Here is a 21,500-nt window from a genome sequence, read left to right as displayed (position 1 = left end):
GGCCGTTCCTGATTCTTGGGTTATTCCGTGATGCGCTTATACACCACCGGCGTCGCTTCCGGCGCCTTATCGCTCAGCGTCATCGCGCTGCGCACCGCATCGGCCGCCTGCTGCCAGCTCTCTTCATCATTGGCGTGGATCATCGCCAGCGGCTGCTGGGCATCCACCTTATCGCCCAGGCGCGCCACCTCGGTCAGACCGACGCTGTAATCGATGGCGTCGCTCGCCCGGCGGCGGCCGCCACCCAGCGAAACCACCGCCATGCCCAGCGCGCGGGTATCCATAGCGCTGATGATGCCTGGCTTTTCAGCATACACCGGCTTGCTCAGCGTCGCCGCCGGCAGATAGCTATCATAGCGTTCGACGAAGTCTATCGGCCCCTGCTGCGCCGCCACCATGCGGCCAAACACCTCCGCCGCCTTGCCGTTGTCCAGCACCGCCTGCAGTTTGGCGCGCGCGTCGGCCTCGTCTTGCGCCAGGCCGCCGGACAGCAGCATCTCGACGCACAGCGCCAACGTCACTTCCAGCAGACGCGGATTGCGGTATTCGCCGGTCAGGAAGCGCACCGCTTCGCGCACTTCCACCGCGTTACCGGCGCTGGAGGCCAGCACCTGGTTCATGTCGGTCAGCAGCGCGGTGGTCTTGCAGCCCGCGCCGTTGGCCACGCCGACGATCGCCTGCGCCAGATCTTGCGACAGGGCGTAGGTCGGCATAAAGGCGCCGGAACCGACCTTCACGTCCATCACCAGCGCATCCAGCCCTTCCGCCAGCTTCTTGGCCAGAATGGAGGCGGTGATCAGCGGGATCGAATCCACGGTGGCGGTGATGTCGCGGGTGGCGTAAAAACGTTTGTCCGCCGGCGCCAGCGAGCTGGTCTGGCCGATGATCGCCACGCCGACGTCCTGAATGATTTTACGGAAGGCGTTATCGTCCGGGAAAATATTGAAGCCCGGAATGGCTTCCAGTTTGTCCAGCGTGCCGCCGGTATGCCCCAGGCCGCGGCCGGAGATCATCGGCACATAGCCGCCGCAGGCCGCCACCATCGGGCCGAGCATCAGCGACGTCACGTCGCCCACGCCGCCGGTCGAATGCTTGTCGACGATCGGGCCATTCAGCGCCAGGCTCTTCCAGTCCAGCACGGTGCCGGAATCGCGCATCGCCATGGTGAGCGCCACGCGCTCCGGCATGCTCATGTCGTGGAAATAAATGGTCATCGCCAGCGCGGCGATCTGCCCTTCCGACACCACGTTGTCGCGAATGCCGTTGATGAAAAAGCGGATTTCCGCTTCGCTTAACGGCTGGCCGTCGCGTTTTTTACGAATAATTTCTTGAGCCAGGAACAAGGCATCCCCCTGTGTCGCCGAGAGTCGGTGCAGACGGGCGCGCCTGGCGCCCGCCAACGAAATCGATCAGTAGCCGCCACCGGCGGTCTGGGTCTGGTGGCCCAGCGCGGTCAGCAAGCTGGCCAGCAGACTGGAAGCGCCAAAGCGGAAATGCCGCGCGTCGGCCCAGCCCTCGCCCAGAATACGATCGGCAAGTTGCAGATAATGCAGCGCGTCTTCCGCAGTGCGCACGCCGCCGGCCGGCTTGAAGCCCACCGTCTTCGCCACGCCCATATCGCGGATCACCGACATCATCAGCTCGGCGCTCTCCAGTGTGGCGTTAACCGGCACCTTGCCGGTGGAGGTCTTGATAAAGTCAGCCCCGGCCTTGATGGCGATCTCGGACGCCTTGCGGATCAAATCGGCCTGTTTCAGTTCGCCGGTTTCGATGATCACTTTCAGCAGCACGTTGGCCGCCTGGCAAGCCTGTTTGCACTGTTTCACCAGCTCGAAGCCAACCTGCTCGTTGCCGGCAATCAGCGCACGGTAAGGGAACACCACGTCCACTTCATCCGCACCATAGGCGATCGCCGCGCGGGTTTCCGCCAGCGCGATGTCGATATCGTCATTGCCATGCGGGAAGTTGGTCACGGTGGCGATACGAATGTCCGGCGTGCCTTGCTCGCGCAGCGCCTTACGCGCCACCGGGATAAAACGCGGGTAAATGCAGATGGCCGCCGTGTGACCGGCCGGGCTGTTGGCCTGACGACAGAGCGCGATCACTTTCTCATCGGTGTCGTCATCATTCAGCGTGGTTAAATCCATCAGGTTCAGCGCACGTTGCGCTGCTGCGGTTAATTCGGTCATAAAACTCTCCAACTGAGTACCTGGGTGTTGGCGAGCGGACTTGGTTCCATGAAGATAGCGCTGGGGAACGGCGTTCCCGCGGCGGCAACTGAGATCCTTCTCACCGCACATGGCCACCCGCCTTGCGGCCGGCCAGTAATAGCTATTTGAACACGAATGCCGGGGGCGATTCGCGTTCAGCGTCACACTATATGAAATAGCACTGTAACAGACCGGAATTATATGTGAAGAGCATCACAAAATAACGCGATATCGTTCACAAATTCGCTAAAGAAGCGGCTGAAGATCGCGGGTGCGGCAAGCACCCGCGTTGCTTAGAGTATAGGCGGAGTCCCGCGTTCGGTCGCACCGTCGCGGGCTCTGGGATGGCTTACAGCGCCAGGAAGAAGCCGGCGATGGTGGCGCTCATCAGGTTGGACAGCGTGCCCGCCGCCACGGCCTTCAGGCCGAAGCGCGCAATGTCATGGCGTCGGTTAGGCGCCATGCTGCCCAAACCGCCCAGCAGGATCGCCACCGAGGAGAGGTTGGCGAAACCGCACAGCGCAAAGGAGATGATCGCCTTGGTGTGGGCCGACAGCACCTGCAGGCCTTCCGCCGCCACCACGTCGTCCGGACGCAGATAGGCGCCGAAGTTCATGTAGGCGACGAACTCGTTGACGATGATCTTCTGGCCGATAAACGAACCGGCGGTCATCGCCTCGCTCCACGGCACGCCGATCAGGAAGGCGATCGGCGAGAACACCCAGCCGAGGATCAGTTCAAGCGACAGCTGCGGATAATCGAACCAGCCGCCGATACCGCCGAGAATGCCGTTAAGCAAGGCGATCAGCGCGATAAACGCCAGCAGCATCGCACCGACGTTCAGCGCCAACTGCATGCCGGAAGCCGCACCAGAAGCCGCCGCGTCGATCACGTTGGCCGGACGATCTTCTTCGGCGATCAGCTTCATCGCATCGTCTTTATCGTGGGTCTGCTCAGTTTCCGGCACCATCAGCTTGGCGAACAACAGCCCGCCCGGCGCCGCCATGAAGGACGCGGCGATCAGGTATTCCAGCGGCACGCCCATCTGCGCGTACCCCGCCAACACCGAACCGGCCACCGAGGCCAGGCCGCCGCACATCACGGCGAACAGTTCCGATTGGCTCATGGTGGCGATATACGGACGCACCACCAGCGGCGCTTCGGTCTGGCCGACGAAAATGTTGGCGGTCGCCGACAGCGATTCGGTGCGCGAAGTGCCCAGCAGCTTATGCAGGCCGCCGCCCAGAACGCGGATCACCAACTGCATGATGCCGAGGTAGTACAGCACCGCAATCAGCGAGGAGAAGAACACGATCACCGGCAGGACGCGCAGCGCGAACACGAAGCCACCGCCGCCGAACACCTCGAACATCTTGTCGGACACCAGCCCGCCGAAGATGAACGAAATGCCCTGATTGCCGTAGGCGATAACGTTTGCCACACCGTTAGACATACTGCCGAGGATGCTGCGGCCCAGCGGCACGTACAGCACCAGCGCACCGATGCCGACCTGAATGATGAACGCCCACACGACGGTGCGCAATTTGATGGCCCGGCGGTTGCTGGAGAGCAGCACCGCAATGGCGATCAGCACCGCCATCCCAACCAGACTCATGATGAGTTGCATGCAAAGTTTCCCTGTTGCAAAAAATAAAATACATCCCTGCTCATGAAGAGAGGTCTGCTATTGGAGAGTTTCGGGGGGGATTATACTGAGCGAGGTCACCCTCGCACCGATTTATGTCACAAATGTATACAACGAGACGCAAATGAAAATCTTATAACGTGACGCAGGTCACGTTATAGTCATCTCAGTTCGGCATGGCGAACAGCGCCTGAGTATTGCGTTGCAGGTGGGCGGCGATCTCGTCGGCCGGTTCCGGCCGCAGCGCGCACAGCGTTTGAAACACCTCGGCGGCGCGTTCGGGGCGATTCGGCTGCCCCTGATAGCCGGCCAGCGGCATATCCGGCGCATCGGTCTCCAGCAGCAGCGCCTCGAGCGGCAGCTGCGCCATCACGCCGCGCGTTTTCTGCGCCCGCTCATAGGTGATAGTGCCGCCCACGCCGATATAATAGCCAAGGCGAATAAACGCCTGTGCCTGCGACAGGCTGCCGGCGAAGCCGTGCACCACGCCGCGACGCGGCAGCTGTATGCGCCGCAGCGCCGCGGCCAGCTGATCGTGAGTGCGGCGCGAGTGCAGGATCACCGGCAGGTCATGCTGTTTCGCCAGCCTCAGTTGGGCCAGCAGCACGCTTTGCTGCCGCTCGAACTGCGGGTTGTCCATATACAGATCGAGCCCGATTTCCCCCACCGCCAACAGCTTGTGCGGCCGTTCGGCCAGCAACGCCGCCAGCTGTTCCAACTGCGGTTCATGATGCTGCGCGATATACAGCGGGTGCAGCCCCAGCGCGGCGAACAGCGGCGCGTGCTCCTGCGCCAGCCGCAGCACCCGCGCGAAGCGATCGGCGGTAACCGTCGGCACGATGATGCGCTGCACGCCGGCGTCGGCTGCCCGCGCCAGGCTCTCGGCCTCATGCCCGGTAAAGGGTGGGAAATCGAAATGGCAGTGGGTATCGGTAAAGGCGTAACTCACAGCGCGCCCCCTTCACCCGGCGGCAGATCGCCCGGCAGGATAATTTTCGGCGCCGCCACCGCGGCCTCCGGCTGCGCGCCCAGATCGGACGGCATGGCGATATCGGTCACGATCGGCGAAGGCATTCTGACGTTCTCCGGCTGGATCAGACGGCGCGACAGCGATTTCTGCACCTTCATGCCGTCCGGCTCCGGCTGCGCCATCCACTGGCCGACGGTGGCCAGGAAGTAACGGCCGCAGCGGCGCCCCAGATGATAATCCTGATTGAGCGAACCCAGTCGGCTGCCCAGCGCATTGCTGGCCAGCGGCTTCGGTGGAAAGATTTCGAAGATGCGCAGCTTGCCCGGCGGCTTCTCGATAAAGCGCTGGATGCGGTGATAGCTTTGCTCGTGGTGCTGCAGGATGCGTACCATCTGCTGCAGGCTGCTGTCGCTCAGCCAGTGCTCCATGCGCTTCATCCACTGCGGGGTGTAGTACATCTGCGATGGGACGGTGCGGATCACCACGATGGTGTCGGCGCCGCGACGGTAGGCCTCTTCCACCGGGATCGCATCGCTGATACCGCCGTCCTGATAGCTGACGCCATCCAGCTCCACGCCCTGACGATAAAAGCCGGGAATGGCACTGGACGCCTTGATGGCCGGCAGCCAGCGTTCACGCTGCGCCGGCAGATAGGTCGGTTCAAAATCATCGCTGCGGCAGGCGCACACCAGGAACTCGCGCCCATCGGTGAGGTGTTGTTCCGCCACGTCCATCGCCAGCGGCATCTGTGCCGCCGCCGTGTCGACCAACCAATCGAGATCGATCAGATGCCCGCCGCGTACGAAACGCAGCGGATTGAAAAATTGCGCCGACGTAGTGTAACGGGTGATCACTCGACGCGCGTAGCCCATCTGGCCGCAGATGTAGGCGGACAGATTTTGCGCGCCGGCAGACGTGCCGATCAACAAATCGAAAGGGTTAAAGCCCGCGCGCTGAAACTCGTCCAGCACGCCGGCGGTGAAAATGCCGCGCTGGCCGCCGCCTTCGCAGACCAACGCCATTTTTCCTGGCCGAAAGGGTTTAGACGCCAGCGGTTCTATATTGCCGAGCGTGATGGGTATTCTGTATCCCAACTTGGCATCCTCAGTGAGACGTTTTTTCCGAGGATACCGCGTCTCGCTCTCTTCCGTAATCCTCTTGCAGCACGCCGGCGAGGAAATCATTGCTGCCGGCCAGCCAGGCGCAATCGCTGCCGGACCATTCGGCCCACGCCTGCCATACCTGGCCTTTCAGCTGTTTCCAGCGTCCGACGACGATATCGCTGTTCATGGCCGGCCCTCCCGACGTGAGAAAAGGAATTAAGCTTTGTTACAGTTTACAGGAAAATGCCGGCCGGCTAAGGGCGCCGGCGGCCGGTGAACAGGCTGACCAGGAACAGGATGATGCCGACGACGAACACCACCTTGGCGGCCCAGGCGGCGGTACCCGCCAGCGAACCGAACCCCAGCGCCGCAGCGATAAGCGCGATGACTAAAAAGATAATGCCCCAACGAAACATAAGCTTCTCCTTACCATTGTGAAAAAATCGCTGCTGTCTCCCGCCCCGACAACGGGGCATCGACGGCAAATCAGTTTCTTTTTTTGGTGGTACACGTCGGGCCGCCTTCACGGCCCGACAGATGCAGCTTGTTGTGACTTGTTACGGGCGCCTGGCGGGATTACTGCTTGACCACCAGGTCATTTTTCACGCTTTTCACGCCGTCGATGGCCTTGGCAATGCTTTCCGCACGCTCAGACTGCGCCTGCGTTTTCACTTCGCCGGAAAGCTGCACCACACCGTCGGTGGTTTCCACTTTCACATTGCGCGACGGCACGATGTCGTCGGCCAGCAACTTGGCTTTCAGCTCGCTGGTGGTGGCGGTGTCGCCGGCATACGATTTGATCGACTGGTTGGCTTCATCTTTCACGTGCAGCTTGTCGCTGACGGTCTTGACGCCTTCCACCTTACCGGCAACCGCGACCGCATGTTCCGCCTGCGCCTGGCTGCCGACGAACCCGCTCAGGGTCACCGTGCCTTTTTCGGTTTTCACCGAAATGTCAGAACTTTTGATGGTCTTATCTTCCACCAACGCACTTTTAACTTTAGCCGTTATCGCGCTGTCATCCATGTAACCGTCAACTTTTTTCATGGAGCTATCGATTTTGGCACCGGCACTATCCGCGGCGTTAGACGCCTTGTTGAGCAGACTGTCTTCGGCCAGCGCACTGCCGCTCACCAAAACAGAACCCAATACGACAGCCATCAGCGAGTGTGCAAATTTGGTCTTTTTCATCGATCTCTTCCTTTTGTTGGGGGCCCTCAGCGCCAGAGCGCCGGAACCCTGCAGCCGCCTTCACGCGGCCTGCTCGGTAAATACTTCATCATCGCTATACGATTAAGCGTTCACGACAGGAGTAGTGCAACCGTCGTGCCAACTCAATAAATACATTTAAAATCAAATATATAAATCATTGCGTCGGATTTTTAATCAAAAAACTGTCGCCTATTGACGACAGACTAAGTGACACAAAACGGTAAAACAGCCATCTCATTGATATTCAAGGAAACACACTGTCTCCTATCGGCAACACATTGGAATAAGTCACCAAATAACCAACGCATTACAGTGATTTACTCTCAAGCAATGTGTGGGCATCTTGTTAAACATAGACCATCAGACGAAAAACGCAGGCCAAACGAACGCTGCCTGGCGACATCGGTTTGCGGCATAAAAGGTGAGGAATTTTTATTAATTAGCGGAGTGAGGATGAGGGAGGTTGGCAGGGCGCACCGGGCGCCCTGCCGATTTATCAGTGTTCGCGCGTCTTGCGGAAGGTCACGTCAGGATAGCGTTCCTGCGTCAGGTTGAGGTTCACCATGGTCGGCGCGATGTAGGACAGGTTGTCCCCACCGTCCAGCGCCAGGTTGATCTCGTTCTTGCGCTTGAACTCTTCGAACTTTTTCACGTCGTCGCACTCGACCCAGCGCGCGGTCGACACGTTGACTGACTCATACAGCGCTTCCACGTTGTACTCGCTCTTCAAGCGCGCCACCACCACGTCGAACTGCAGCACACCGACCGCGCCGACGATCAGATCGTTGTTGGCGATCGGACGGAATACCTGCACCGCGCCCTCTTCGGACAGCTGCACCAGCCCTTTCAGCAGCTGTTTCTGCTTCAGCGGATCGCGCAGGCGAATGCGGCGGAACAGTTCAGGCGCGAAGTTCGGAATACCGGTGAACTTCATGTCTTCACCCTGGGTGAAGGTATCGCCGATCTGAATGGTGCCGTGGTTGTGCAGACCAATGATGTCGCCCGGGTAGGCTTCTTCCACGTGCGAGCGGTCACCAGCCATAAAGGTCAGCGCGTCGGAGATCACCACGTCTTTGCCGGTGCGTACCTGGCGCAGCTTCATGCCCTTCTCATAACGGCCGGACACGACGCGCATAAAGGCCACGCGGTCACGGTGCTTCGGATCCATGTTGGCCTGGATCTTGAACACGAAGCCGGTGAATTTCTCTTCCGCCGCCGTCACTTCGCGGGTATCGGTTTTGCGCGGCATCGGCGCCGGCGCCCAGGCCACCAGGCCGTCCAGCATGTGATCCACGCCGAAGTTGCCGAGTGCGGTACCGAAGAACACCGGGGTCAGTTCGCCGCTCAGGAAAGCCTCCTGATCGAACTCGTGGGAAGCACCCTGCACCAGTTCCAGCTCATCGCGCAGCTGCGCCGCCAGATCTTCGCCCACGGCGACATCCAGTTCCGGGTTATTCAGGCCTTTGACGATGCGCACTTCCTGAATGGTGTGGCCTTTACCGGTCTGATACAGGTAGGTTTCATCCTTGTACAGGTGGTAAACGCCTTTGAACAGCTTGCCGCAGCCGATCGGCCAGGTGATGGGCGAGCAGGCGATCTTCAGTTCACGCTCAACTTCGTCCATCACTTCCATCGGATCGCGGATGTCGCGGTCCAGTTTGTTCATGAAGGTCAGGATCGGCGTGTCGCGCAAACGGGTGACTTCCATCAGTTTGCGGGTGCGATCCTCAACGCCCTTGGCGGCGTCGATCACCATCAGACAGCAGTCGACGGCGGTCAGGGTACGGTAAGTATCTTCGGAGAAGTCTTCGTGCCCCGGGGTGTCCAGCAGGTTGACCAGGCTGTCGCGATACGGGAACTGCATCACCGAGGTGGTGATCGAGATCCCACGCTGCTTTTCCATTTCCATCCAGTCGGATTTGGCGTGCTGGCTGGAGCCGCGGCCTTTTACCGTACCGGCGGTCTGGATCGCCTGTCCGAACAGCAGCACTTTTTCGGTAATGGTGGTCTTACCGGCATCGGGGTGCGAGATGATGGCGAAAGTTCTTCTTTTGGAGACTTCGCGGGCAAATTCACTAGGAGACATGGTTTTCAGGTTCTACGGTTAGTCCGCCCTGCGACATCATCAGAACGCGCCGATCGCGGCGCCGGGCAAAGCGGTGAATAAAAGATAACAGCCGGGCATTTTCGCCGATTTGCCAACCGGTGACAATCAATGGATCCGATTTCCCGCTAACGCAGGCGGAAATCGGGGGACAAGGCGGCCCAATGCCGACGCAATACCGATTTGTGATCGTCCGCCATCGGCAGGTTTTCCAACAATGCCGGCCACAAAGCTCGCGCCTTGTCGATGGCATCCAAGAGATGCACCCGTATTGCAGGCCAGGGAATATCGACTCGATCAGACCAGCGCTCGAAGGTTCGCATTGAGATCCTATCCCAGCGTTTTTCCTTCGCCATATTGAGCGCAACCTCAGACTCACCAGGGATATAAGCCAATGTAGTGACGATGTCATAAGCGGGGGCAAGCCGCACATCGGCCTGGTTTGGATAGATCATGGACCAATTTTTTACGTGAGCATCGCCATTGGCGAGCAGAATATTCGCCAACAGACGGCGCGCCATTTGCTGCGTATCCGCTAAAGATTCACTGCCAAACTCATAGAGATAAGCCGCTATCTGATCGTAATTTTTGCCGCGGTATTTGTCGTGTGGATAGATCTCGAATATCTGGGCAAAATCTTCTGTATGCACTCGCCCACTTTCACTGCGGTCAAAACGACGAATGGCATAAGCATAGGGTTCATCCGCCAAGCGAATATCAGGCAAGTGTTCAAGCCGTGTCAGCTCAACCAGCTCAATATCGGGAATATCCACGCCGATGGCTTGCGCCAAGCGCATTGCCGTATATTCATTTTCGGGGAGATGACGATGAACGGTTGAAGGCGTTTTAATGATCCAGCTATCAGCACCCACCTGAGAAGAAATGTTGAAGCGGCCATCTTTGCGCACAGAGGAAAATTTCATTTGTACCCCTGCCAGAGAAAATTTCTGCGCCACCACTCCAACATCAATTTGCACGGCTTCCAGCTCTCCGCGCGACATTAACGCCCAAGCGGGAATATCACTTGCGGCCAGCGGCCGTGCTTCAAGCGCTCCCGGCAAGTTTTCCCCCGCCCAGGCAATTAAAGGAAACTCCTCATTCACATGGGTTTTCAACGACTGGGCCAACCAACTGCGCAGTGCGCCTTCGGGCAATAAATTGGATAAGACGGGCGGAAGGCGCTGCGATGACTGTAAAACTTGCTCAAGATACCCTGCGTGCGCCTTCTGCCTTAGCGTAAACAGGGGACGAACAGGCTCCGGCAAAGCGAGGTAGTGCGGATCAAACGTCAGGATGTTTCTGCCGCCGCTGTAGTGCGCCAGCACGCCCACCCGCACACCATGCAATATCAAGGCTAACGCCTGCACCGATTCAACCTGTCGCCGCCCTTTCATTCGCTAGTCCTCGAGATCTTTCAGTTTTTCTTCGAAATTCTGTAAGTTACTCACTTCTGGTGCATGACTCACTGTCTGTTGCAGCAAGCACTCCACATCACGGACAGACCTTTTCGGCACGATAACATATTCCAAATCCATCGCCGCCAATATCCGTAGCAGCGTGCTCATCCGCATATCGCTGCCCGATTCAACACGCTGATATTGCTGTTGAGTCATGCCAATCTTCATCAAAAAGTCTTTTTGGCTCCAGCCCAACTCAATGCGCTTTTCTTTCAGCAACGCGGATATTTCTGATAATTTTCTCATCCCCACCTCCAAACAACGCATTGATTGTTTCCTCAACAATAAACAACAAATTAGTTGTCGTCACAGCGAAAAACAACTTGTTTGATGTAAATTAATCAGGAAACAACTTTTAAGTTGTTAAAGGGAAGAAAACAATCAATAGGATGTTTTTAGATTACGCCAACGGCAGCGCCATCACGATCGCGTCTTCGCGGCCGTGGGCGCTCGGGTAATAATTGCGGCGCACGGTGACTTCGTTGAAGCCGAGATCTTCATACAGCGCGATCGCCGCCTGGTTGGAGACGCGCACCTCCAGCCACAGCGTGACCACGCCACGGCTCTCCAGCTGTTCGATCAACCCGTTGAGCAGCAGGCGGCCAAAACCCCGGCGCTGCCACTGTGGATGGATGGCGATGTTGAACAGCGTGGCTTCATCCAGCACGATTTGCGTGATGGCGAATCCCGCCATCTCCCCGTCGGCGCTCAGCTTCAGGTTAAGGTAGCGATCGCCCTGATTGCTGGCGAAGGTGGTTTCCGTCCAGGGAAAGGCGTGGCTGGCTTGCTCAATGGTGAAGGCTGTGGCCAGGTCGGCCGCCGTCAGGGTAGAAATCGTGTTCATGATGACAAATCTGCTGCCAGAGGGCGCGTTTGGCCCCCGCGTCTTGGGAAAGCTCGGCCAGCGCCGGGCTGTGTAGCTGCGCGCCGGCGACCGCGAGCGGTTCCGCCACGCCCAGCCGCCAACTGTTGCATGTGGTCTCTTCAGGCAGCATCGCCGCCTGTTCCGGCGTCAGGCTGTAGGTTTGCGCCGGCGTCAGCCCCAGGCTGCGCAGCACGTCGCAAAACAGCGGATCGTCGGGCGCGGGCAACGTCTGCGCGACCACCAGCAGGCGCGCCTCGGGTGGCAGACTGACCGCCACTTCGCCCTGCAACACGCCCGGGCGGCGCAATGTCCACTGCGTAATACCCAGTTGTTGTAACAGCCAGTCGCGTTTTGATGCCATGCCGATTCCTACCCGTTGTGGTGCGCCATGCCTGCCATGCGCCGCGCTATGCTAACAAACCCGCGCAGCCCGCGCCAACAAACCCGTCGAACATATCGCCACAAAGCTCTATAATCCCCGGTCTCATTTCCAGGAGCCAATATCTGATGTCTGCATTAACCCCCGCCAGTGAAGTCATGCTGCGCCACAGTGATGAATTTATCGAACGCCGCGTGCTGTTTGCCGGCGACCTGCAGGACAGCCTGCCGGCCCAATTCGAGGCCGCGGACGTGCGCGTCCACACTCAGCATTACCATCACTGGCAGTTACTGAACCGGACGATGGGCGATAACGTGCAGTTCGGTTTGACCGTCGATCCCGCTTTCGTCGCCGACTGCGACACGCTGGTTTACTACTGGCCGAAGAGCAAGCAGGAGGCGCAATTCCAACTGTGCAACCTCCTGGCGCTGTTGCCGGTAGGCGTGGACGTGTTCGTGGTCGGTGAAAACCGCAGCGGCGTGCGCAGCGCCGAGCCAACGCTGGAAGGCCACGTTGCGCTGGTGAAAATCGACAGCGCACGGCGCTGCGGCCTGTATCACGGCCGCCTGGACGCGCAGACCGAGTTCGATCTGAACGACTGGTGGGACAGCTATCAGCTGCACGATCTGGAAGTGAAAACGCTGCCGGGCGTGTTCAGCCGCGATGGCCTGGACGTCGGCAGCTCGCTGCTGCTGTCGACGCTGGAAAAACACATGAAAGGCAAGGTGCTGGACATCGGCTGCGGCGCCGGCGTGATGGCCTCGGTGATGGCCAAGCTGTCGCCGAAGGTGAAACTGACCCTCAGCGACGTCAACGCCGCCGCGGTGGAATCCAGCCGTGCGACGCTGGCCGCCAACGGCATCGAAGGCGAAGTGATCGTCAGCAACGTTTACTCCGACATCACCGGCCGTTTCGACATGATCATCTCCAACCCGCCGTTCCACGACGGGCTGCAGACCAGCCTGACCGCCGCGGAAACCCTGATCCGCGGCGCGGTGAAGCATTTGCCGATCGGCGGCCAGCTGCGCATCGTCGCCAACGCCTTCCTGCCGTACCCGGACATTCTAGACGCCACCTTCGGCAGCCACGAAGTGCTGGCGCAGAACGGCCGCTTCAAGGTGTACCAGGCTACCGTCGGCCGCCCACCGCGCGCGCCGAAGAAGAAATAAGTTCCCGTTGGCGGAAAACGATAGAGCGCGGCCCGAGGCCGCGCTTTTTTTTAGCCGTTGATATAGGTCATCGACTCCGCGCCGTAGCGATCGCCGGCCGCCGCGCTCAGCGTTATCTCCGCCGCGGCGACGTTCTCTTCCAGATAGCGCCGGCGTTTGGTGCCGGGGATCGGCACGATGTGCTCGCCCTGCGCCAACACCCAGGCCAACGCCAGCTGTGAAGGCTTGACGCCCTTCTGCGCCGCCAGCTCGCCCACCTTCTCCACCAGCGCCAGGTTGCGGGCGAAGTTTTCCCCCTGGAAGCGCGGGTTACTGCGGCGGAAATCGTCCTCGGCCAGATCCTCCGGCCGCCGGATAGCGCCGGTGAGAAAACCGCGCCCTAACGGGCTGTATGGCACAAAGCCGATGCCCAGACGCCCACAGGCCGCCAGCACGCCCTGTTCGGCGTCGCGCGTCCACAGCGAATACTCGGTCTGCAGCGCGGTGATCGGATGCACCTTGTGCGCCCGCTCCAGCGTGGCGACCGACGCCTCGCTCAGGCCGATATGGCGGATCTTGCCTTCGCGGATCAGATCCGCCATCGTGCCCACGACATCTTCGATCGGCACCTGCGGATCGACCCGGTGCTGATAATAGAGATCGATCTCCTCCACGCCCAAGCGCCGCAGACTGCCTTCCACCGAGCGCCGGATATACTCGGGCCGGCTGCTGACGCCGCGCGCCGACGGATCCGCCGGATCGCGCAGAATGCCGAACTTGGTGGCCAGGAACACCTGCCGCCGCTTGCCCTTGATCGCCTCCCCCACCAGCTGTTCGTTGGTGTGCGGCCCGTACATGTCGGCGGTGTCGAGCAACGTGACGCCCAACTCCAGCGCCCGGTGCAGCGTGGCGATGGCTTCTTGCCGATCGGCGCCGGTGGAATAGAAGTCGCTCATGCCCATGCACCCCAGCCCCAGGGCGGAGACGACGGGACCGTTGGAACCGAGTTTACGTTGTTGCATTGTGCTGCCCTCATGCGGTGAATGGATAACGCAGCAAAGTCTGGTTGTTTACGCGGCAAAGATAAATAATGCAGATTGCACATCACTGTTTAAAAATCGCCAACAATCCGGAGTGGACATGGATCAGGTTCAAGCCATGCGCATTTTTACCCGCATCGTCGAACTGGGCAGCTTCAGCCGGGCGGCCGAACGCCTGCAGCTGCCGCGCGCCACGGTCAGCAACGCGCTGAAACGGCTGGAACAGCGGCTGGGCGTGCGCCTGCTGATCCGCACTACCCGCCAGGTGCAGGTGACCAGCGAAGGCAGCCTCTATTACCAGCGCTGCGTGCAGTTGCTGGGGGCGCTGGAAGAGGCGGACACGCTGTTCAGCCAGCATAAGCTGCAGCCATCCGGCAAGGTGCGCATCGATATGCCCCATTCGCTGGCGCGCGAGGTGGTGATTCCGGCGCTGGACGACTTTTATCGGCGATATCCCGACATCACGCTGGCGCTGGGCGCCAACGACACCCACGTCGATCTGTTGCGCGAAGGCGTAGACTGCGTGCTGCGCGCCTGGGAAACCGAAGACGACGGCCTGGCGGCGCGGCGCATCGCCCAGCTGCCGCAGGTGACCTGCGCGTCCCCCGCTTATCTGCAGGCTCACGGCACGCCACTCGACATCGATAGCCTGGCGCCGCATCGCGCGGTGGGCTATTTTTCCCTGGCCAGCAACCGCGATTACCCGCTGGAATTCTGCCGCGGCGGCAAGCTGGAACTGCGCGAGCTGCCCGCGCGGCTCAGCGTCAGCGGCGCCGATGCCTACATCGCCGGCGCGCGCGCCGGCATGGGATTGATTCAGGCGGCGCGCTATTCGCTGGCACCCTGGCTGAAACAGGGGGAACTGGTGGAAGTGTTGGCGGAAACGCCGCCTCCGCCGATGCCGATTTACATCATGTATCCACCCGGCCGTTTCCTGGCGCCGCGGGTCAGAGTGTTGATTGATTGGCTGATTTGGCTGTTTGACCAGCAGAAAAGCGGCGATATGGCTGTTTTTCCAGCAAACGCCCGCAAAGCGGGGAAATAACTATTGACGTGTCCGCCAAAATCTCTAGAATTCGCCTCCGTGGTAACGTTACTCCGGTAATGTTTCTGGTACGCGAAGGTGGCGGAATTGGTAGACGCGCTAGCTTCAGGTGTTAGTGTCCTTACGGACGTGAGGGTTCAAGTCCCTCTCTTCGCACCAATAACCACATGATTTATATTGCACTCAGCATCGATGCGAAGGTGGCGGAATTGGTAGACGCGCTAGCTTCAGGTGTTAGTGTTCTTACGGACGTGAGGGTTCAAGTCCCTCTCTTCGCACCAAGCTGGCGACGTAATATAAATCAAAGCAACAACATCGACTGTGCGAAGGTGGCGGAATTGGTAGACGCGCTAGCTTCAGGTGTTAGTGTCCTTACGGACGTGAGGGTTCAAGTCCCTCTCTTCGCACCAATTGATGATCTCTCCGGCAGTTCCCTCGAAAAAATCCCAACGCATTGATGATAAACACGCATAAGCGTGGTTTTGCCGTTTCCGGCGTTTAGCCGACGCTGAAGTTCAGACTGATGGCCGCCAGGCCGCCCGCCAACGCCATACAGGAAGGCAGCAGCAGATAGTGACGCAGCCGGCTGTTAAACAACATCACCAGCGTCGCCAACATCGCTATCACGATCAGGGTGCGCAACTGCATCATATCCAGGTCGATCAAGGCCAGCAGCGGCATCAGCGCGCACGGCAGCAAAACGCCCCAGGCGCTGGCCAGACGATCGCCGAGGCACCAACTGACGCCCCACAGCCCGCATGCGGCAATCATGGCAGTAAGCATGACACCCCCTCAAGTGATAATGATAACCAATATCATATAACACTTTTTTGGCCGCCGCATCATTTTCGCTACGGTGACCAAACCCAGATGACACCAGCATGAAAAAATGATAATTTGACATAAGAAAATTCCTAGTCCTGTTTGCATGATAATAATCACAACGGTCAACCATGCAATTCAAGTGGATATTTCGCGCCGAGGGAATGCTTCTCAACCTTAATTATTCGACAGTACGACTTTGCAAAGAGTGACCTCCGTATGAACGCCCGTTCTTATCAGGAATTACTGAACAGCAAGCAGCGCCTGGCATTATTTATTTTTCTAATGATGAATGCCGCCTCTTCCATATTTACGTTATTGTTCCCTTTTAGGGATGTCCCTTCTTTTACTCTGCCTTTATTATGCATACCGTTATTTTGTCTGGCGGCGGCGCTATTTTCGTTGTACACACCGCGGCAATACCAGTGCAAACTCAACCTGTTCGCCAGCGTGCTCGGCCTGCTGTGGGCCGCACATATCTATGTCAAAAGTCAGTATTGCCTACCGAATAACCAAGATTTTTTATTAATTAGTTTGTTCAGTATCTTTTTTATCAGCGCTATTTCTCTGACGGATAACTTCACCGCCTTTTGTTTGCACGCCGTGCCCTCTGCAATGATGATCCTGGCCCTGGACGGCATGCATAATACCCTGCGGATATTATTCACTACGGTATTACCTATTATTGCTTTCTCGCTCCATCATCTGATGTTGAAACGCAGCGAAATCTTCACCCATGCGTTGGTGGCCAATCTGTATAACGAACGGGACAGATTCAATAATTTGAGCATGCTCGATCCCCTGACCGGCCTTTATAACCGACGTGGGCTGGAGAATAAGATCAATATGCTGCTGGAGCCGCAAACCGGCCGCCACTACGTATTGCTGCTGGATATCGACCACTTTAAGGTCTACAACGACAGCTACGGCCATGCGATGGGCGATCGGGCGCTGGTACAAGTGGCGGTCGCCATCCGCGATGCGGTGCGTTCGCGCGATATCGTGGTGCGCTACGGCGGGGAAGAGTTTTTGGTGCTGCTGACCAACGTGCACGAAGGCTACGCGGCGCAACTGGCAGAACGGGTACGCCAGCGGGTGGCGGAACTGAACATCCCGCACGGCGCCAGCCCACAGCACAGCGGCACGCTGACGCTCAGCGCCGGCATCTCGGCATTGGAAAAGCTGGACGTCGAATCGGCGATCGGTGCAGCCGACGCTGCGCTCTACCTGGCGAAACACAGCGGCCGCAACAATATCCAGCTGGCGCAAAACGTCCAGCCCGCTCCCCTTCACTCCTAAGCCGCCGCCGCAACGCGCGGTGGCCGGCTTCAACATTTAAGCGACGGGAAAACGCAGCCCGTTCAGCAACAGGTTCAGACCGGCTAACGCCTGTTCCAACGCCGTTTCTTTTTCCGGCTGATGTGCGACCCACAGCGCAGCATCCATCAGGCCACCATTGATTAAATGCGCCAGCGCTTCCGGTTCGGCGGTAGCGATACGCCGCTGCGCCATCAACGCCTGTAAAGCCCCCGTCATCCAGGTGATGCAACCCAACTTGCTGGCCTGCAGATAGTCGGCTCCCAGCACCGAAGGCGAATCGCGTAACAGAATGCGCTGCGCATGCGGCTCCGTCATCATGATCAGGTAACCGCGACAACGGCCCGCGAAGGCCTCCCAGTCATCTGGCGTGCTCGCGGTAATGTCGGCCAGGCGCGCATCCATTTCGGCGTCGATTTCCTGCACGACGGCCAAAAACAATCCCTTCTTGTCGCCAAAATGGTGATAGAGCGCACCGCGCGTCATACCGGCTTGCGCGGTAAGCTCATCCATTACCGTCTCGGCATACCCCACGCCGCCGAACTGCTGACGGGCGGCCGCCACCAGCTTACGCCGGGTTTCTTCAATCATTTCTGTGCGCGCTTTACGTGCCATGGATTCACTCCCGTCTCGCCATTGATGACGTTATAATTGACATACGCCATGTATGTCAATTAACGTAACATACGTGGCGTATGTCAATGATGGGCATTGCGCGAATACCGAGCCGCCAACATTCAGGAGCCCTTTTCATGGCAAATCCTTATTTCACACTGTTCAGCGCACCGGGCAGCAAGGCGTTTTCCTCTGCCGGGTTGATCGCACGCCTGCCGATCTCAATGACCGGTATCGGCATCATCACCATGCTTTCGCAGGTACGCGGCTCCTATTGGCTGGCGGGTGCGGTGGCGGCGACATTCGCCTTTTCCATGGCGCTGCTCGCGCCGCAAATCGCACGCGCGGCGGACCGCCACGGCCAAAACCGCGTGCTGCCCTACGCCACCGGGGTCAGCGCACTCGCCCTGTTGCTGCTGCTGATCTGCACCCACTATCGGGCGCCGGACTGGACGCTGTTCGTCTTCGCCGCGCTCGCGGGCGGCATGCCCAGCATCTCCGCGATGGTCAGAGCCCGCTGGAGCGAAATTTATCGCGGCACGCCGCAGCTGCACACGGCATTTTCATTCGAATCCGTACTGGATGAGGTCGCCTTTATCATCGGCCCGCCGATCGCCGTGGGGCTCAGCGTTTCACTCTTCCCTGAGGCCGGCCCTTTGGCGGCCGCGCTGCTTCTGGTGGCGGGCGTCACGGCGTTCGCCTGGCAAAAAAGCACTCAGCCTCCGGTTTACCCCCGCACTCGCCAGCGGCAGCGCGCCATCCTGGCGATGCCGTCGATGCAGATCCTGGTGCTGGCGCTGATCGCGCTGGGCACCATCGTCGGCACCGTGGACGTCATCAGCGTGGCCTTAGCCGAGCAGCAAGGGCAGCCGGCCGCCGCCAGCATCGTGCTGTCTGTTTATGCAGGCGGCTCCTGCCTCGCCGGGCTGATTTTCGGCGCAATAAAGCTGCCGTCTCCCTTGCCCCGGCAGTTCTTATACGCCGCCTTCGCCACCGCACTCACCGCGCTGCCGCTGCTGTGGGTGCACAATGTCTTAACGCTGGCGGCGGCGATGTTTGTCGCCGGACTGTTTTTCGCGCCAACCATGATCGTCGCCATGGGGTTGGTTGAACGCCTCGTGCCGCCTTCACGCTTGACGGAAGGATTGACCTGGATGGTGACCGGCCTGGGGATTGGCGTGGCGCTCGGCGCCGCCCTGGCGGGGCTGGCGATCGATGCGGTGGGGATCAAGGCCGGCTTCGGCGTCACGCTCATTGCCGGCCTGGTGGTTATGGCGGTGGCGGCCGGCGGCTATCGCTTAATGCGGCGAACGCTGGCCGTGCAAGCGGCGTGAGCCGCCCGCGCTAAGCGGTTTCCCAAATCGCCTTGCCCTGCCAGCGCTGTTCGATCGCCGCGAGGAACAGCTTCACCTTGGGGGAGAGGTGGCGCCGGCTGGGATAGACGGCGCAGATCGGCGGCCCTGGGCGACAATAGCGCTCCAGCACCGGTACCAGCGTGCCGGCCGCAATCTGTTCGCCGACCAGAAACGCCCCCACCTGGCACAGGCCGGCCCCGGCGACGGCCGCATCCCGCAAGGCCTCGACGTTGTTGAAACGCATCCGGCCGCGCACCGGCTGTTCGTGCAGTTGACCGTTGACCCGATAGCGCCAGGGCGCCGGCAGCCCCTGATGGCTGAAGACCAGCGTCTGGTGATCGCCCAACGCCTCCGGTTTCGCAGGCGTACCGTGCCGCACCAGATAGTCCGGCGCAGCGCAGGTGATCAGACGATGCGGCGCGAGCACCCGCCGCACCAGCCGGCTGTCGTCGCTGCCGCCGACGCGGACAGCCACGTCGATACCGTCGCGCACCAGATCGCTGTAATCATCGGAAAAGCTGACGTCGGCGTCCACCTCCGGCCACTGCGCCAAAAACTCCCGCAAAATCGGCAGAATATGCAACCGCCCCAACGCGACCGGCAAATCCAGCCGCAGCCGCCCGCGCGGGGTTTGCCGCCGCGTATTGAGCGCTGTTTCCGCCTCTTCGGCCTGCGACAGGATGCGCTGCGCATATTCGTAAAACACCGCGCCGTCTTCGGTCAGGCTGACGCTGCGCGTGGTGCGCTGCAGCAGCCGGGTGGCCAGTCGCTCCTCCAACCGGTTCACGCATTTGCCCGCCGCCGATCGGGAGATGCCCAGCCTCTCGGCCGCCAGCGTGAAGCTACAGGCGTCGGCGACGCGAATGAACACCAGCAGATCGGTCAGGTTATCCAACGGCATAGACGGTAAATTAGCCACGTTTTGTCCCCAATATTGCGCATCAAGGCCAGTTTATCAGCCATTTTGGCGCGGATACACTGAGGTTATTCATCTGCTGGGAGGATCCTTATGAATGCCTTACACGCCGACGGCGGCGCAAAACCCTGGCTGGCGACCTTCGCCATCGGCCTGTCCACCTTCACCGTCGTTACCGCAGAAATGCTACCCGTCGGGCTGCTGACCCCGATCGTCAGCACGCTGAACGCGACGGTCGGCCGCGCGGGGCTGCTGATTTCTCTGCCAGCCCTGTTCGCCGCGCTGTTCGCCCCGCTGGTGGTGCTGGGCGCCCGGCGCACGGATCGCCGCCGCCTGTTGGTGGGCTTTCTGCTGCTGCTGATCGCCGCCAACCTGCTGGCCGCCGCCGCCACCTCCATGGCCCTGCTGTTCGCCGCTCGCATCCTGCTGGGCTTTTGCATCGGCGGTATCTGGGTCATCGCCGGCGGGCTGGCGGAACGTCTGGTGCCGCCGGCCTCCGTCGGATTGGCGCTGTCGATCATCTTCGGCGGCGTGGCGGCGGCCTCGGTGTTCGGCGTGCCGTTCGGGGTGTTCCTCGGCGAGGCGCTGGGCTGGCGCCTGGCGTTTCTGGCCGTCGCCGTCCTGGCGGCGCTGACCCTGCTGCTGCTGCTGTGCGTGCTGCCACCGCTGCCGGTCACGCAGGCGGTGAGCTGGCGGTCGTTCACCGCGCAGCGTGCGAATCGCCGGCTGCTGACCGGGCTGCTGCTGACGTTTCTGCTGGTCGCCGGCCACTTTATGGCTTACACCTTTGTCCGCCCGCTGCTGCAGACGGTTGCCGGCATCGAGGGCCGCTGGATGGGGCCGTTGCTGTTCGCCTACGGCGTCGCCGGCATCATCGGGAATTTCATCGCCGGCCAGGCCGCCGCCAAACGGCTGCGCCGCACCCTGGCGCTGATCGCCCTCGGGCTGGCGCTCGCCGTCCTGCTGCTGCCGCTGCTGGGCCACGCGCCGATGAGCGGCGGCGCCTTCCTCCTGCTGTGGGGCATCGCCTACGGCGGCGTTTCCGTTTCGCTGATGGCGTGGATGCTCAAGGCGGCGCCCGACGCGGTCGAGGTCGCCTCTTCGCTGTATATCGCGCTGTTTAACCTGGCGATTTCCTGCGGTTCGCTGGCGGGCGGGCTGGTGGTGGACGCCGGAGGCTTGACGATAAACGGTGCGCTGTCCGGCATGGTGCTGCTGCTGGCGTTGGCGATCCTGATGCGAACGCGCCCACAGGCGCTGACAACGGCGGCGAAGGCCGATTCGCCGCCGGGTTGAA

Annotated in this window: 22 protein-coding genes and 3 tRNA genes; 8 read left to right on the top strand and 17 right to left on the bottom strand. The window is 60.2% G+C overall.

Features of this window, described 5'->3' with window-relative positions; all coding sequences use genetic code 11:
* Window positions 1-20: 20 nt before the first annotated feature.
* From deoA to ATE40_RS23755, 13 genes are all read right to left on the bottom strand, one after another.
* Window positions 21-1,343: a thymidine phosphorylase gene (gene deoA, locus ATE40_RS23815; RefSeq protein ID WP_019454991.1), complete on the bottom strand. Its 1,323-nt coding sequence runs from the start codon at window positions 1,341-1,343 to the stop codon at window positions 21-23.
* 66 nt (window positions 1,344-1,409) lie between these two features.
* Entirely contained in the window at window positions 1,410-2,189 is a 780-nt protein-coding gene (gene deoC, locus ATE40_RS23810; protein ID WP_016929165.1) for a deoxyribose-phosphate aldolase, read from the bottom strand.
* A 370-nt stretch (window positions 2,190-2,559) separates the two neighbouring features.
* On the bottom strand, window positions 2,560-3,837 hold the full coding sequence (locus ATE40_RS23805) for a NupC/NupG family nucleoside CNT transporter (RefSeq protein ID WP_019454990.1): 1,278 nt from the start codon (window positions 3,835-3,837) through the stop codon (window positions 2,560-2,562).
* Window positions 3,838-4,021: 184 nt separating this feature from the next.
* The gene (locus ATE40_RS23800; RefSeq protein ID WP_063918123.1) at window positions 4,022-4,804 is read right to left on the bottom strand and encodes a TatD family hydrolase; all 783 of its coding nucleotides are present in this window, start codon (window positions 4,802-4,804) and stop codon (window positions 4,022-4,024) included.
* The gene (locus tag ATE40_RS23795) at window positions 4,801-5,919 is read right to left on the bottom strand and encodes a patatin-like phospholipase family protein (protein WP_063918122.1); all 1,119 of its coding nucleotides are present in this window, start codon (window positions 5,917-5,919) and stop codon (window positions 4,801-4,803) included. Before ATE40_RS23795 ends, ATE40_RS23800 begins: the two co-directional genes overlap by 4 nt.
* A 10-nt stretch (window positions 5,920-5,929) precedes the next feature.
* Window positions 5,930-6,115, bottom strand: a complete 186-nt coding sequence (locus tag ATE40_RS23790; protein WP_019454987.1) for a CsbD family protein — start codon at window positions 6,113-6,115, stop codon at window positions 5,930-5,932.
* A gap of 67 nt (window positions 6,116-6,182) precedes the next feature.
* Window positions 6,183-6,344 (bottom strand): DUF1328 domain-containing protein, encoded by a 162-nt coding sequence (locus tag ATE40_RS23785; protein WP_004933089.1) that lies wholly within the window; start codon window positions 6,342-6,344, stop codon window positions 6,183-6,185.
* Window positions 6,345-6,504: 160 nt separating this feature from the next.
* Window positions 6,505-7,119 carry a molecular chaperone OsmY gene (gene osmY / locus ATE40_RS23780; RefSeq protein ID WP_063918121.1) on the bottom strand — a complete coding sequence of 205 codons (615 nt, stop codon included), beginning with the start codon at window positions 7,117-7,119 and terminating at the stop codon, window positions 6,505-6,507.
* Window positions 7,120-7,636: 517 nt separating this feature from the next.
* Window positions 7,637-9,226: a peptide chain release factor 3 gene (gene prfC, locus ATE40_RS23775; RefSeq protein WP_049241937.1), complete on the bottom strand. Its 1,590-nt coding sequence runs from the start codon at window positions 9,224-9,226 to the stop codon at window positions 7,637-7,639.
* A gap of 146 nt (window positions 9,227-9,372) precedes the next feature.
* Window positions 9,373-10,638: a type II toxin-antitoxin system HipA family toxin gene (locus tag ATE40_RS23770; protein ID WP_063918120.1), complete on the bottom strand. Its 1,266-nt coding sequence runs from the start codon at window positions 10,636-10,638 to the stop codon at window positions 9,373-9,375.
* 3 nt (window positions 10,639-10,641) lie between these two features.
* Window positions 10,642-10,947, bottom strand: a complete 306-nt coding sequence (locus tag ATE40_RS23765) for a helix-turn-helix domain-containing protein (RefSeq protein WP_019454983.1) — start codon at window positions 10,945-10,947, stop codon at window positions 10,642-10,644.
* A 154-nt stretch (window positions 10,948-11,101) separates the two neighbouring features.
* Window positions 11,102-11,545, bottom strand: a complete 444-nt coding sequence (gene rimI, locus ATE40_RS23760; protein ID WP_063918119.1) for a ribosomal protein S18-alanine N-acetyltransferase — start codon at window positions 11,543-11,545, stop codon at window positions 11,102-11,104.
* The gene (locus tag ATE40_RS23755) at window positions 11,490-11,927 is read right to left on the bottom strand and encodes a DNA polymerase III subunit psi (RefSeq protein WP_019454981.1); all 438 of its coding nucleotides are present in this window, start codon (window positions 11,925-11,927) and stop codon (window positions 11,490-11,492) included. The genes rimI and ATE40_RS23755 overlap by 56 nt, the downstream gene beginning before the upstream one ends.
* Window positions 11,928-12,073: 146 nt before the next feature.
* On the opposite strand from ATE40_RS23755, the gene rsmC reads away from it, so the two are divergent.
* Window positions 12,074-13,114, top strand: a complete 1,041-nt coding sequence (gene rsmC, locus ATE40_RS23750) for a 16S rRNA (guanine(1207)-N(2))-methyltransferase RsmC (protein ID WP_049241930.1) — start codon at window positions 12,074-12,076, stop codon at window positions 13,112-13,114.
* Between the two features lie 50 nt (window positions 13,115-13,164).
* Here the strand turns inward: rsmC and ATE40_RS23745 are convergent, their stop codons facing one another.
* Window positions 13,165-14,115: an aldo/keto reductase gene (locus tag ATE40_RS23745; protein ID WP_063918118.1), complete on the bottom strand. Its 951-nt coding sequence runs from the start codon at window positions 14,113-14,115 to the stop codon at window positions 13,165-13,167.
* Window positions 14,116-14,233: 118 nt separating this feature from the next.
* Between ATE40_RS23745 and ATE40_RS23740 the strand changes: the two genes are divergently transcribed.
* The 4 genes from ATE40_RS23740 (at window position 14,234) to ATE40_RS23725 (ending at window position 15,588) form a co-directional block, all read left to right on the top strand.
* Complete coding sequence (locus ATE40_RS23740; RefSeq protein ID WP_019454978.1) at window positions 14,234-15,178, top strand: LysR family transcriptional regulator; 945 nt, start codon at window positions 14,234-14,236, stop codon at window positions 15,176-15,178.
* Between the two features lie 72 nt (window positions 15,179-15,250).
* Window positions 15,251-15,337: transfer RNA gene (locus ATE40_RS23735), tRNA-Leu, on the top strand.
* Between the two features lie 35 nt (window positions 15,338-15,372).
* A tRNA-Leu gene (locus ATE40_RS23730) sits at window positions 15,373-15,459 on the top strand.
* 42 nt (window positions 15,460-15,501) lie between these two features.
* Window positions 15,502-15,588, top strand: a tRNA-Leu gene (locus ATE40_RS23725).
* A gap of 88 nt (window positions 15,589-15,676) precedes the next feature.
* Here ATE40_RS23725 and ATE40_RS23720 read toward each other — a convergent pair.
* Complete coding sequence (locus tag ATE40_RS23720) at window positions 15,677-15,961, bottom strand: DUF1435 domain-containing protein (protein ID WP_025159611.1); 285 nt, start codon at window positions 15,959-15,961, stop codon at window positions 15,677-15,679.
* Window positions 15,962-16,219: 258 nt separating this feature from the next.
* Between ATE40_RS23720 and ATE40_RS23715 the strand changes: the two genes are divergently transcribed.
* Window positions 16,220-17,299, top strand: coding sequence for a GGDEF domain-containing protein (locus tag ATE40_RS23715; protein WP_025159610.1), 1,080 nt, complete (start codon window positions 16,220-16,222; stop codon window positions 17,297-17,299).
* Between the two features lie 36 nt (window positions 17,300-17,335).
* Here the strand turns inward: ATE40_RS23715 and ATE40_RS23710 are convergent, their stop codons facing one another.
* Window positions 17,336-17,932 carry a TetR/AcrR family transcriptional regulator gene (locus ATE40_RS23710; RefSeq protein ID WP_019454975.1) on the bottom strand — a complete coding sequence of 199 codons (597 nt, stop codon included), beginning with the start codon at window positions 17,930-17,932 and terminating at the stop codon, window positions 17,336-17,338.
* Window positions 17,933-18,069: 137 nt separating this feature from the next.
* Here ATE40_RS23710 and ATE40_RS23705 point away from each other — a divergent pair, with 137 nt between their 5' ends.
* On the top strand, window positions 18,070-19,266 hold the full coding sequence (locus tag ATE40_RS23705; RefSeq protein ID WP_063918117.1) for an MFS transporter: 1,197 nt from the start codon (window positions 18,070-18,072) through the stop codon (window positions 19,264-19,266).
* A 10-nt stretch (window positions 19,267-19,276) separates the two neighbouring features.
* Here ATE40_RS23705 and ATE40_RS23700 read toward each other — a convergent pair whose 3' ends face one another.
* Entirely contained in the window at window positions 19,277-20,188 is a 912-nt protein-coding gene (locus tag ATE40_RS23700; protein ID WP_063918116.1) for a LysR family transcriptional regulator, read from the bottom strand.
* Between the two features lie 108 nt (window positions 20,189-20,296).
* On the opposite strand from ATE40_RS23700, the gene ATE40_RS23695 reads away from it, so the two are divergent.
* Window positions 20,297-21,499: an MFS transporter gene (locus ATE40_RS23695; protein ID WP_063918115.1), complete on the top strand. Its 1,203-nt coding sequence runs from the start codon at window positions 20,297-20,299 to the stop codon at window positions 21,497-21,499.
* Window position 21,500 lies beyond the last annotated feature (1 nt).

The sequence above is a fragment of the Serratia surfactantfaciens genome (assembly GCF_001642805.2).
GTDB lineage: Bacteria > Pseudomonadota > Gammaproteobacteria > Enterobacterales > Enterobacteriaceae > Serratia > Serratia surfactantfaciens.
Note: the sequence above shows the minus strand (reverse complement) of the source record. Positions and strands in the feature narration are given on the sequence as shown.